The sequence below is a fragment of the Streptomyces sp. NPDC107654 genome, from assembly GCF_055639035.1.
The window spans coordinates 489,854-501,570 of record NZ_JBVKBI010000002.1 but is presented as its reverse complement, the minus strand read 5'-3'; the positions used below and the strand labels follow the sequence as shown (position 1 = coordinate 501,570).

9 protein-coding genes and 2 pseudogenes are annotated in these 11,717 nt (G+C 70.4%); 5 read left to right on the top strand and 6 right to left on the bottom strand.

The annotated features are described in order from the left end of the window. Positions 1-107 precede the first annotated feature (107 nt). On the top strand, positions 108-1,145 hold the full coding sequence (locus ACZ7N4_RS05385) for a DNA cytosine methyltransferase (protein ID WP_471354010.1): 1,038 nt from the start codon (positions 108-110) through the stop codon (positions 1,143-1,145). A 63-nt stretch (positions 1,146-1,208) separates the two neighbouring features. Continuing rightward, positions 1,209-2,423 carry a DNA cytosine methyltransferase gene (locus ACZ7N4_RS05380; protein ID WP_471354008.1) on the top strand — a complete coding sequence of 405 codons (1,215 nt, stop codon included), beginning with the start codon at positions 1,209-1,211 and terminating at the stop codon, positions 2,421-2,423. 13 nt (positions 2,424-2,436) lie between these two features. On the opposite strand, the gene ACZ7N4_RS05375 is transcribed toward ACZ7N4_RS05380, so the two are convergent. From ACZ7N4_RS05375 to ACZ7N4_RS05355, 5 genes are all read right to left on the bottom strand, one after another. Next, the gene (locus ACZ7N4_RS05375) at positions 2,437-3,393 is read right to left on the bottom strand and encodes a DUF6339 family protein (protein ID WP_471354006.1); all 957 of its coding nucleotides are present in this window, start codon (positions 3,391-3,393) and stop codon (positions 2,437-2,439) included. Next, entirely contained in the window at positions 3,393-4,370 is a 978-nt protein-coding gene (locus tag ACZ7N4_RS05370) for a hypothetical protein (protein ID WP_471354004.1), read from the bottom strand. The genes ACZ7N4_RS05375 and ACZ7N4_RS05370 overlap by 1 nt, the downstream gene beginning before the upstream one ends. Then, positions 4,367-6,481, bottom strand: coding sequence for a helix-turn-helix transcriptional regulator (locus tag ACZ7N4_RS05365; protein WP_471354002.1), 2,115 nt, complete (start codon positions 6,479-6,481; stop codon positions 4,367-4,369). The genes ACZ7N4_RS05370 and ACZ7N4_RS05365 overlap by 4 nt, the downstream gene beginning before the upstream one ends. A gap of 157 nt (positions 6,482-6,638) precedes the next feature. Next, a complete protein-coding gene (locus tag ACZ7N4_RS05360) occupies positions 6,639-7,061 on the bottom strand; it encodes a very short patch repair endonuclease (RefSeq protein ID WP_471354000.1) in 423 nt (140 codons plus the stop codon). Between the two features lie 66 nt (positions 7,062-7,127). Continuing rightward, positions 7,128-8,138 carry a tetratricopeptide repeat protein gene (locus ACZ7N4_RS05355; protein ID WP_471353997.1) on the bottom strand — a complete coding sequence of 337 codons (1,011 nt, stop codon included), beginning with the start codon at positions 8,136-8,138 and terminating at the stop codon, positions 7,128-7,130. Positions 8,139-8,343: 205 nt separating this feature from the next. On the opposite strand from ACZ7N4_RS05355, the pseudogene ACZ7N4_RS05350 reads away from it, so the two are divergent. Together ACZ7N4_RS05350 and ACZ7N4_RS05345 are read left to right on the top strand one after the other, a co-directional pair. Then, positions 8,344-8,771, top strand: a pseudogene (locus tag ACZ7N4_RS05350) (permease); the annotation flags it as partial. Beyond that, positions 8,767-8,973 (top strand): annotated as a pseudogene (locus ACZ7N4_RS05345) (TIGR03943 family putative permease subunit); the annotation flags it as partial. The pseudogenes ACZ7N4_RS05350 and ACZ7N4_RS05345, both read left to right, overlap by 5 nt. Positions 8,974-8,983: 10 nt before the next feature. Here the strand turns inward: ACZ7N4_RS05345 and ACZ7N4_RS05340 are convergent. Further along, positions 8,984-10,456: a glycoside hydrolase gene (locus ACZ7N4_RS05340; RefSeq protein ID WP_471353995.1), complete on the bottom strand. Its 1,473-nt coding sequence runs from the start codon at positions 10,454-10,456 to the stop codon at positions 8,984-8,986. 242 nt (positions 10,457-10,698) lie between these two features. Between ACZ7N4_RS05340 and ACZ7N4_RS05335 the strand changes: the two genes are divergently transcribed. Further along, positions 10,699-11,532, top strand: coding sequence for a class E sortase (locus ACZ7N4_RS05335; protein ID WP_471353992.1), 834 nt, complete (start codon positions 10,699-10,701; stop codon positions 11,530-11,532). Positions 11,533-11,717 lie beyond the last annotated feature (185 nt).

Below are 11,717 nucleotides of genomic sequence, written 5' to 3'. Positions count from 1 at the left end.
CCCGGCAGGCCCGGTCGGCCAGTACCCTTGATCAAGGGGTACTTGCCCGGCCGGCGGCCGGGCGTGGGTTCGAACGGCCTCCGTTCGAGCGGGAGGGCTGGGGCAGCGTGATCGGGGGGAAGGTGCCGCCCGCTGCGGTACAGGGCGATGGGGCTTCGTCGAGGCGTCTCACCTCACTGGAGATTTGCGCCGGGGCCGGAGGGCTGGCGCGCGGTCTGGAGGACGCGGGGTTCGACCCGGTGCTGCTGCTCGACAATCGGCCGGTCGCCTGCGAGACGCTGCGCACCAACCGCCCCCACTGGGACGTCCGAGAGATGGATCTGGTCGACTTCGATCCCGTGGACGAGCAGCAGGTGTACGACGTTCAGCTGCTTTCCGGGGGGCTGCCCCGGGTCAAATCGCCCGCAGCGGCCAATCGCACTCGAGGAGACGACGCGGAGTTGGCGGTACTCGCGGCTGCCGTCGACCTGGTCTACGGCGTGCAGCCGCGCGCGGTTCTCCTGGAGAACGTACCCGATCTGGTCCGAAAGGGTGAGTATCAGCCGATTCGCGAATTCATCGGCGAGGAACTCGATCACCTCGGATACCGCTTCCGGTGGCTCGTGCTCAATGCCAAGGACTACGGCGTGCCGCAACACAGAGAGGTCGGCTTCCTCGTCGCGTTCAAAGGCGACCTGATCGACCGATTCGAGTCCCCCACGCCGCACCCAGGGCCGACCCCGACGGTGGGAGAGACGTTGCGGGATTCCATGGGAGCCCGGGGGTGGATCGATGCCGACAAGTGGGCCGACCAAGCCGGTGCGCCCGCGCCCACCATCGTCGGCGGCTCCTGGGATCGCGGCGGAGCGGATCTCGGGCCGACCGGTGCCAAACGCAAGTGGGCCCTGATGGGGGTTGACGGAGCCACCGTCGCCGACGAGGTTCCGGACACGGATTTCGCCTGGAATCCGGCCGCCGGCCGCAGCGGGCTCGTCCCGCTCACCGTCGAGCAAGCGGCTCTTCTGCAAGGATTTCCCCCGGAGTGGCGGATCGCCGGCCGGAAGACCGTGCGCTACAGACAAGTGGGCAACGCCACACCCCCTCCCCTCGCGCGGGCGGTGGGCGAGTCCATCGCCTCTGTCCTGCGATCCCGAGCCGATTCCTGATGCTCTGGGGCGGATGGTGAAGGGGGAGTCGGGCGGGTCGCCTGACCGATAGACTGTGCCACCATGACCAGCGCTCCGCCCGAAGAGGCCCGACGAGGGCAGTTCCAGATCGTCGACCTCTTCGCGGGGCCCGGGGGACTGGATCTGGCGGCCCACGTCCTGGACATCCCGTCGATCGGGATCGAGTGGGACGACGACGCCGTGGCCACCCGAATCGCCGCCGGACTGCCGACGGTCCACGGCGATGTCCGACTTTTCGGGCCCGATCACCGCGACTTCAAGGAATGCAACGTGCTGGCGGGCGGGCCCCCGTGTCAAACGTTCTCCATCGCGGGAAGCGGCTCGGGGCGCAAGGCGCTGGATGACGTCACGAAGTTCATCCACCGCATGCACGACTGGTACAAGCTCGAGAAGGCGGGCCACAAGGGCGAGACCTGGGAGGAAATCCAGCGAGAGCTGGAGAAGCTCGACGACGAACGCACGGGTTTGGTCCTCCAGCCGCTTCGGTGGATCTTCGAGGCGATGCTTCGTCCGCGCCATGGCGGGACGGAGCCCCGGCCCTTCGACGTGATCGTGCTGGAACAGGTCCCCGCGGTCATCGCGGTGTGGCACGAGTACGAGAAGGTCCTGAAGGCCGTGGGATACCAGACCACGGCGAGGATCTTCCACACGGAGCAGTACGGGGTGCCGCAGACCCGTCGTCGCGCCGTGCTCGTCGCTCGGCGTACCGAGTTCCCCAAGCATTTCGTGCCGCCGACGCACCAGCAGTACCGCAAGGGCGTCGTGCCCACCGAAGCGCTTTTCGGGCCGCGCGAGTCGTGGGTTTCGATGGAGAGGGCCCTCAAGGAGGTGTACGCGCGCGGCATCGTGGAGGAGGCGGCACAACGCACCGAGCCGTTCTGCGTCGTCTCCAATTACGGCAGTGGTGGCGACCCCAAGGCACGAGGTCGACGCGAATCCGACGAACCGTCCGCAACGATCACCGGCAAGTGGAAGCGGAACCGGATCGTGAGCCGCGGCGAGCCGGAGAGGGAGCTGGACCGCCTGAGCAACGAGGAGGCCGGCGTGTTCCAGAGCTTCCCCTATCGGTATCCGTGGCGGGGCAACGACCAGGCCCAGCAGATCGGCAACGCGGTGCCGCCGCGGTTCGGGGTGCACGTGTTGAGTGCGGCACTGGGCCTCGGCGTCCCTGGCGACGACGTATGGGAAAAGCTGCTGCGATGGTCCACGGAAGTGCCGGAACGGGCCACACCCGGCGAAGGCGAAGTCCAGGCGTAGCCCGCCACCAGCCTCAGGACATCCAGGGTGGCAGTTCCTTTTCCAGGCTGACACCTTGGCGCTGCGCCGGCACGGCGGTGGCCTCGGCTCCTTCCTTCCGGGCGTCGCTACGACGGCGCAGGGGTGCCTCGGACAGGAGCTTGTCGAACAGCGGGACGAGCGCGTCGACGGAGTCCGGGGGAACCCGACCGTCGTGAGGGCCTTCGGGCAGCCGGTCCCACCGCACCGGAGGCGCTTCCTCCGACTCGGCGATCCAGTCCTGGAGTTCGTCCACCAGCCGCGGGCGGTCCGGTGCGAGGACGTCGTAGACGAGCGTGCTGCCGGCGGCGTTCACTGCGGAGGACAGCGCGTTCACATGGTCGGCGGGGCGTGCTGTGCCGCCGGAGAGCAGTCTCTCGAAAACGCGCAGCAGAGCCTGAGCGGTCGGCCGGTGGTCGATCACGTCCAGGCGAAGCGTGGTGTTGAGGATGTCCTGGAGAGTGAAGGCGGTCTCCACGGGGCGGTAGTCGGGGCCGTTCCGGAACAGCTCGGCTGCCCACCACAGGCGAGAGAAGCACTGGGTGTAGTGAGGTCCGCAGAAGCGTGAACTCTGGGCGATCTCGGCGTTGCCTCGCCAGCGCCACACCACGTAGTCGGGTGCAACGAGCAGGGCGAGGTGGTTCCACAGCCTCCGATCGCCCGCCTCCGCCCGCGTGATGCGAAGGGTTGCGTGAAGACGGGGTGCGAGCCATCCGTCGGACGCGTGACGGTCGTCCGCGAAGTGCGTCATCGCCTGCTCGACGAGTTCCCGGATCGGCGCGGCGCGCCATCGGGCCTCCGTGTCCGAAAGGGACGTGCTCGCTTTGCGCAGAGCCACCTGAGGCGGGTTTTCCTGACCCGACTGTATGCCTCTGCTCAGATACTTGGCCACGGCCGCGTCGGGCAACAAGCCGAGTACCTGCGGAATGTCGAACGGCCCGCGGCGCGGCATCAGTCGGCGCTCCTCTCGGCGCGGTCGACGGTGCGCACCGCGTGTGTCAGTTTCTTCGCGATCTGTGCACGACGTCCGGCCGCGTACTGGACGCCCGTCTGCAATTCGGACCACCCGAACCCCTTCGTACGGCGTTCGTTGATCTCGTACAGGGCATCGGTGAGCTGTCGGCCGGGCAGTACGTCCGGAAGCATCGCGCGAAGCACGGCCTCCCGCCATCCGGTGGGCATCACGGGGGTTCCGTCCTCGTCCTCGTCCAGGTCACCGGCGGCCGTGTGGAACATTGCCGTCCAGGCATCCTGTGCGATCTGGGAAGCCGCCATCTCCCGTACGACACGCTCCGTCGCGCTGCCACCGCGGCCGTCGAGGACCTCGACAAGACCTTCGACCGCACCGGTGTTGAGGTAGACGGTGGGCATGTCGCCGGACGTCTCCACGATCCACGGTGCTTCCCTGAAGGGGCGCAACCACGGGTGGGGGCCGTCGCGGAAGTCCACCTGCACGATCTCGATCTCTCGCTGACGGACCGGTGTGGTCTCTTGGACATCGATGTACCAGTCGTCCTCGGCGGACCCCACAAGGCGGCCGGGGACCCCGTCGACGGTGGCGACGACCAGCAAGGACAGCGTCGCGCGTCGCAGATGGTCGGTGCGCGAAAGAGTGATCGAGCCGGTCATGGCGCCGTCCGACTCAGGACGAAGGCGGGACGTGACGCGTGCGTTGGTGGCCTTCTCGGTCAGCACCGCCAGGCAGGTCACGTCCTGCCAGGGGCCTTCCCGCAACTCGGCGTCCGGAAGCGTCACGCGGAGGTCGAGTCTTGCCTCCTCCCACCGCGCGCGTCCGGATTGGTGCAGGGCGACCACACGCTCCGTGGCCGAGACGTTGGTGTAGGGCAGCGGTTTGCCGTCCACGGCAACCGACACGATTCGGCAGGTCACGTCGCCGAGGAGTGTCGGGTAGGGGAAGACCGGCTTCATGCCTCACCTCCGCGGGCCTTGGGCACGTCGACCACCAGACGGGCGTAGCCACCCCTGACCGGATGACTGGCCGGATCGGTGACGCCACTGAAAACCGCCGTGCGGACACCGGGCTCCACGACGATCGTCCCGTTCTCCGCTCGGCAGGTTTCGGAGCCGACGAGCAGTTCCCACTCCACGGAGGGCCGGCCGCCCGAACGCACGTCGAACTTGGCCACCGGCGCGAGAACCCAGGGGTCGTCCGCGTCGGGCAGCTTCAGACGGACCGTGACGTGCCAAGCGCCCCGGTCGTCGAGCCTCGCCTCGATGTTGCGCACCGTTGGAAACGACTGGACCCGCCGACCGCCCACGCCGGCCGCGGTGTCCAGCTTCAAAAGCTCACGCAGTACCGCAGGACCACTGCTGCGCGTGATCTCGCGCTTGCCCAGGAGTGAGCGGACCGTGTGGTCGATCGCCGATCGGAACTCCTTGAGCCTGGTGAGGGCGCCCCTCTGGTAGGACGTCGTCAGTTCCTCGGTCCGATCCCACCGGTCGTGTTCGGGTGGCTCGGAGGCCCTCAGGAAGGCTTCGGCCAGGGCCACGTCCTCACCGTCCCGTCCGGTCGCGTAACCGGCGAGCAGGACGGCTTGGAACGGGGGCGACCCCAGGGGGAGGTCCCGAGGGCGCTGCTCGGTGATGGTCATTCGATTTCCGCGCATGCAGATCACGTGGTTGATGCGTGTGTCGTGATCGTCGGCCGGTGTGAGCAGCAGCACGGCGAGGTGTTCGCAGCCCCTGTCACGCGGTCGGCCGTGGTCCTTCAAGGGAGACACGACCAACGGGACGTCGGCGCGGACCACCTGGTCGGCGGCCGTCAGCTTGTCGACGGTGTCCCCGTCGAGATACGCCCGCAGAGCGCGGCTCAACGCCGGGTGATACTCGTGGGGATCGACCTGCTGCTCGGGCAGATAGACCTCGCCGTTGCGCAGGGTGGTGACCCGGGCGTCGAGAAGCGGCTCGGCGGACCGACCACCTATCATCGCGGCCCAGAAGTCGTCGGCGAGCGACCGGACGAGCTTGTCGTGCATCTCCTGGAGGGTTTCGGCGGCTCCCGAGGCGTCGTAGGCGCCCACGATGAGGAAGGACGTGCCGGGCTCGGTACCGGACCGCCGCAGATGCAGGCGGCGCAGGGTTGCGTCGTCGGCCCACCACGAGCGCGACACCCCGCGATGCTCGGGTTCGGTGTCCGGCTCGCCGAACCAGGCGGGACCGGCGAAGGCCTCGCCGCCCACCTCGTGCCAGGGCAGATCCAGACGTCCGATCACCCGGCCCTCGGTGCGTCCCTCGTGCGGCTCCGACAATGTCGAGTTGATCAATACGAGGCCCAAGCGGCTGGTCGCCCAGAGAGTCGCCTTGCCCAGGCCGTAGGAGCCGCCGGCCCGCCCGGAGGTGATCTTGTGGCTGTCGAGTTGGCGGCGTACGACCGCGGCGAAACGGCCGTCGCTGTACTCGGGCCCGGTCAACCCGGAGGCGTTGTAGTCGTCGATGCGCAGAAGCCGCAGTCGACGTTCCTGGGAGAGATCGGCAAGGGCGGAACGGAGGCTGCGCGAGACCTTCTGGTTGCCGCGGGCGGCCTCCTCGTAGTGCGGTAGCAAATCGTCCCAGTGCAGTGCGGCGAGGAAGGCGTCGAGGTATGCCCCGTCCAGCTCGTGGAGCGTGTAGTGGACGCGAACCGGTGAGCGGGAATCACATCGCTCGTCGAGCGAGTTCTGCGTCGCTTCGCGCGCGAGCACGGACAGATCCGCGTCGAAGGCGAACGCGGCCGCGTTTCCGTACTCGCGGCCGCCGTCGGTGTGCGCGAGGCGATGGTGCCAGCGGATCGGTCGGTCGATCGGTACGTCCGTCGTTCGCGTCACCAGGGACGCCAGATCGGTGCCCAGGATCTCGGCGATGCGCGCCTTCGTCTCGTCACGGGGTTCGGCGCGGCCGGTGATCCACGCGGAAACGGCCGCGCGTGTCTTGCCGAGCTTGGCCGCGAGGTCCGCCTGCGACATTTCGGCCCGAAGCAGCTGGCGTCGGAGCCAGGACCCGAAAGCCTCGCCCTCCACGGCGGATGGTGCCGAATGCGGCATCGTGCGTCATGCCTCCTGATCACGGGCCGGCCGACGGTGTGTCAGCTCGGACCGCACACAGTAGCAGCGATTTGACATCGATGAACATGTCAAAAAAAATCTGACGGTACCGTCGTCGCGGCATGGTCTCGATGGCCCGTGACGGCGTGACCGCTCGTCAGCTGCGGTCGGTACTCGTTCGGCGAGCCCTGACGAAAGCGACCACACGTGCTGCGGCCTCGACCGGGTCCTCGTGCTCCCAGACCCGAACGGCCAACCAGCCGGCCGATGCAAGCCGCTCGTCGGTGTCCATGTCCCGCCGCCGATTGCCTTCGATCTTGGTGCGCCAGAAGGTGGCGTTGGCCTTGGGCCAGGTCGCGTGCTGCGGACAGCCGTGCCAGAAGCAGCCGTCGACGAACACGGCGACCTTCGCCGGACCGAAGACGACGTCGGCTTCGCGGCGCACACCCTTCAGCGGTCTGCGGTGGACTCGGTATCTCAACCCCGCCGCATGCAGAGCACGCCGCAGGGCCATCTCGACTTCCGTGTTCCGGCTCTTCTGCCGGCTCATTCGGGCGCGGATTTCGGGGGTGGTGTCCACGGTCGGTCGTTCTCTCGTTCCTGCCGGGAGCGACGCTGCCGAACCGGCGGCCACGCCCCTGTCGGCCTACGCTCCGTGACAATCCCCGTACTGCCGCCCCACCCCACACCAACACCCCGCCCCCTCACCCGGCGGCCAAGCCACGGCACGTCCCCGGGCCGCCAGCGTCGTCGCGTACTGCGGCAGCAGCGTCGCGTCCCCCGGGGAGGTGCCCTCCGATGCCGCGAACGCCTCGTACGACGGGACCGTGCCCGTGACGATGCCGAGGTTGGGGGTGCCGGAGGCGGAGAGTTCGCGGAGGGAGGACTCTATGGTCGCCAGGTGGTCGGGGTGGGAGGGGTACTCCGACGACAGGGTGGGGTACGCCGACAACAACTCCGAGAGTTCCGGGGCCGGCCAGTGCAGTACCGCCACCGGGAACGGGCGGGAGAGGGCCTCGCGGTAGGCGCCCAGTTCGGCGCGGAGGCGGGAGATCTCCGCTTCCAGTTCCGCGGGGTTGTCCGAGCCCAAAGACCACACGCGTTTCGGGTCGTGGAGTTCGTCCAGGGGGACGGGGGACGTGTGGAGGGTGTCGGCGAGGGTGTCCCAGTCGTCGTGCGGCAGGCCCAGCATGCGGCGGACGCGGTGGCGGCCGTAGAGGACGGGGTGGGTGGCGGGAGGGGGCTGCTCCACCGAGGCCAGCAGGAGGTGGGCGGCCTCGCCGAAGGTGTCCGCCGCCGCCTCCAGCTCGTCGTGGGACTCCAGGGCCTCGGCCACGATCACCCAGGGGGCGGGGTCCCGCGGGGCCGTCGTGCGGATGCCCTCGATGATCGCCCTCGCCTCCGCCTCGTGGCCGTACTCCCACAGGTTCGACGCCTTCAGGGCGCGGACCAGGGCGGGGTTGTCCAGGCCCTCGGCGGAGGACAGCAGGCGGTCGTAGAGGGCCGTCGCCGCGGGGCGGTCGCCGGACAGTTCCAGGTGGGCCGCCGCCCGGAGGAGGAGGGTCTCGGCGTCCTCCGGGTACAGGCCGGCGGTCCGCTCCAGGCGTGCCGCTTCGGCGGTGTGGTCGACGTTCTCGGCAGGCGTGTCGGGGCGCATGGGGGACACCGTACTGCCGGGACGTGACAAACGTGAGGTGTCCCCGGGCCCCGCACCCCGGCAGGGATGTCCGGTAGTCGTACGGGGATGTCTTCGGTGCCGACGTCCACACGCGGAGTCGGTGTGCAGAAGGCGGTGCGCTGGTCGAGGACGGTCGGGCCCACGGTGCGGGCGAGGCGGACGTCCGGGCCGAGCCGCCCCATCACTGGGCCTCCTCCTCGTCGGTGCCGCCGTCGTCCCCGGTGCCCTCCTCTTCCTCCTCGGGCGCTGGGGGGACGTCCCGGCCGTGCAGGCCCGGCGGACCGTGTGTCTGGCCGTCGTCGTGCAGGCCCTGCCGTTCCCGCTGCTCGGTACGGCCCTGTCCGGCGCGATCAACGCCTCCGAGCCGGAGGGGGCGTTCCAGCGGCTGCTGCCCCGGCGGGCCGTGCTCGCCGTGCCCGGGGTCGCGGGAGTCGTGCTGCCGGGGTGCGAGTGCGCCTCCGTGCCCGTCACCGGCAGTCTCATCAGCCGCGGGGTCACCCCGGCCGCCGCCTTCGCGTTCCTGCTCTCCGCGTCGCCGTCAATCCCGTCGTGCTGACCGCCACCGCGATCGCCTTACCCGGGAACCCCGCCATGGTGCTCGCCCGGCTGCTGCGCCGCCGACGCCCAGTCCGTGAAGGTACGGGTCTACGGCGGGGCCGCCCTGCCCGCCGACACGTGGCTGACGGTCACCGGGGCCTGGCACCCGGGCGGGGCCCTGGGCACCGGCTCCGTGGCGGTCGCAGTGGACGCCCGCACGGTCACCAGGGTGCCCCGGCCCGTGAACGGCTACCAGGACGCCCTGCCGCTGGGCTGAACCCGGCGCGTCACACCGTCACGCCGTCCACCTGGAGCGTCTGCACCGACTTGGCCGCGAACGGCACGGACAGCGACTTCCCGCTCAGGCGGGTGTCCGAGTGGGCCGTGTAGCGGTCGCCGCCCGTCGTGACCGTGTTCCAGCGGGGGACCAGGCCGGCCGGGCCGCCGGTCACGGCGGAGAAGCGGGACAGGTCGAAGGTCAGGGTCTGTGCGGTGGAGGTGGTGTTCGCGGCGACGATCACCAGGCGTTTCGCCGCGCGGTCCAGGGCCGCCGCCGCGTGGCTCACGCCGGTGTCCAGGATCGTCATGCCGGGGCGGATGTGGCGGGTGAATTGGGCCAGGACGTAGTACTTCGTCTGGACCGCGCCCGGCTGGAGCGTGTCCGGGTCGTAGGCGATCGTCGCCCAGCCCGCGCTCGGGTCCATCACCTGCCAGTACACCCAGGCGGTGGGGTGCAGCCAGCGGAAGTCGTAGAGGAGGTTGCTCGCCGTCGTCAGGCCGGTGGCGTCGCCGTCGCCGGTCTCCGAGTTCCACAGGGATGTGCCGGCCGTGGTCACCACGTCCGTGTAGAGCAGGTCGCGACGGCCGCCGGAGCCCTGGTAGCCGTGCACGTTGACGCGGTCGACGTAGCTCCTGGTGGTGGCGGAGAAGGAGTTCCAGGTGGTGCGGGCGAGGTCGTAACTCGTCTCGTCCGAAGCGGAGATGCGGGTGCCGGTCAGGCCCCGCTCGTCCAGCTCGGCGCGCAGGTAGGGCAGTACGGCCGCCTGGGTGCCCGCGTCGATGTGGCAGCCCTCCTGGGTGCCGGTGGCCGTCCACCACGACGAGGACGGCTCGTTGAAGGCCTCGACCGTCGCGAAGGTCACGCCCCAGTGCTGTTTGGCGTACAGGGCCACGGCGGCGAGGTGGGAGGCGTGTTGGCGGTGGTTCCAGGACTGGAGGTTGTCGCCGCCGTCGGCAGCGCCGGAGGGGTTGTGGTTGGCACACATCCACCACATCGGGGAGTTGGCGAACAGTTCCGAGACGGCGCCGCGCTGGGTGGCCTTGACGAGCATGGCCCGCTGGGTCGCGTCCGCCGTCCACTTCCAGGCCGGGGAGGCCGGGTCCTCGTTCGTCCAGTCCTGCCAGTAGCCCTCGATCTGCTTGAAGGAGGGGATGTGGGGGGAGACGGCCATCGACGCGCCGCCCACGCTGTTCCAGCTGCACGCGCCCAGGTTGTAGCGGGCGATGTTCAGGCCGAGGCCGGGCAGCGAGGTGCCGTCGTACGTCGTGTTCCCGGTCGTGAAGAAGAGGTCGGCGAAGTCGTCCCGCGCGCCGAAGACGTTCGCCCACCAGGCCAGGGAGGTGCCCCAGCCCTCCCACGTGCCGTAGGTGGCGGCCGGGTTGACGGCGATCGTCGCGTCCGCACGGGCGGTGCCCGTGGCCGCCGCGGTGCCGAGGAGGCCGCCGCCCGCGGCGGCCAGCAGTGTTCTGCGTCGGATCATGGGTGGTTCGCTGCCTCTCCGTGCGGCTCGGGCACAGCGCTCCTGGCGCGGTGCCGACTCGTGCCCCCCGGCATGCCAACAGGAAGCATCGGGGGCGCCGTACGGCGTTGTCGAGGGGTGGGTCCCTTCTTTTTCGAACCCCTTTTTCCAACCCGTTGAGAAAGGGATCCGTCCTTTTCTGTATGGCCAGTTGAGGGTGTCGCGCCTATCGTGCGGGCGGCTCCGGGTGGAGGTGGGCGCGGATGCGGGCTGCGGCGGGCGTACGGGTCGTACGGCACAGCGATCGGCGCAGGAGCGCCCGGCGCAGACGGGTGCTGTGGGCCGGTGGCGAGGTGCTCGTGACGGCCGGGCTGGTGCTCCTGCTGCTGGTCGTGCACCAGGTGTGGTGGACCGACCGGGAGGCCCGGCGCGGGGCCGAGCACACGGTGGCGGCGCTGGAGCGGGAGTGGGGGAGCGGAGGCGGCACCGGTACGACGACCGGCCTGGACGGGGTCTTCCCCGGTGACTCCGCCCCGGCGGGCACCGTCACGGCGCCGGCCGGGGCGCCGGCCGCCCCCGCTGCCTCCGGGGGCACGCCCGCCCCCGCGCCCCGGCGCCCGTACACCCCGGCGGATCGGCCCGGACGCTCCCGGGCGTACGCCGTGCTCACCATCCCCCGGCTGCACCTGCGCGTCCCCGTCGCCGAGGGCGTGAGCAGGACGGAGGTGCTGAACAAGGGGTACGTCGGCCACTACCGCGGCACCCAGCAGCCGGGCCGGCCCGGGAACTTCGCGCTCGCCGGGCACCGGAACACGCACGGCGAGCCCTTCCGTCACCTGCCCCGGCTGCGGCGCGGGGACGCGATCGAGGTGGAGACGCGCTCCGCGACGTACACGTACGACGTCGACCAGGTCCTGCCGCGCACCTCGGCCCGGGACTCGGGGGTCCTGCGGCCCGTGCCGCGCTCGCTCGGCAGGCCCCGGTACGGGTACGACGACCCGGGCTCCTACCTCACCCTGACCACCTGCACCCCGGAGTTCACCTCCCGGTACCGGCTGGTGGTGTGGGCGAAGCTGGTGTCCGCGCGGCCCAGGTGAGCAAGGCCCGGCGGACCCGCGCGGTTCCGGCCCGGTGGCCCCACGTGAGCAGGACTCGGTGAACCCCCGCGGTTCCGGCCCGGTGGCCCCGGCGGGCCCACGTGATCCCGGCCCGGTGGACCCACCGTGGTCCCGGCCCAGTGGCCCCGCGTGATCCCGGCGCGGCGGCCCCGGTGGCCCTACCG

Bases quoted from the DNA above. Each gene is read 5' to 3' on its own strand.
- ACZ7N4_RS05380 (WP_471354008.1), top strand. From the start codon at position 1,209: ATGACCAGCGCTCCGCCCGAAGAGGCCCGACGAGGGCAGTTCCAGATC.
- ACZ7N4_RS05375 (WP_471354006.1), bottom strand. From the start codon at position 3,393: ATGCCGCGCCGCGGGCCGTTCGACATTCCGCAGGTACTCGGCTTGTTG.
- ACZ7N4_RS05370 (WP_471354004.1), bottom strand. From the start codon at position 4,370: ATGAAGCCGGTCTTCCCCTACCCGACACTCCTCGGCGACGTGACCTGC.
- ACZ7N4_RS05365 (WP_471354002.1), bottom strand. From the start codon at position 6,481: ATGCCGCATTCGGCACCATCCGCCGTGGAGGGCGAGGCTTTCGGGTCC.
- ACZ7N4_RS05355 (WP_471353997.1), bottom strand. From the start codon at position 8,138: ATGCGCCCCGACACGCCTGCCGAGAACGTCGACCACACCGCCGAAGCG.
- ACZ7N4_RS05340 (WP_471353995.1), bottom strand. From the start codon at position 10,456: ATGATCCGACGCAGAACACTGCTGGCCGCCGCGGGCGGCGGCCTCCTC.
- ACZ7N4_RS05335 (WP_471353992.1), top strand. From the start codon at position 10,699: ATGCGGGCTGCGGCGGGCGTACGGGTCGTACGGCACAGCGATCGGCGC.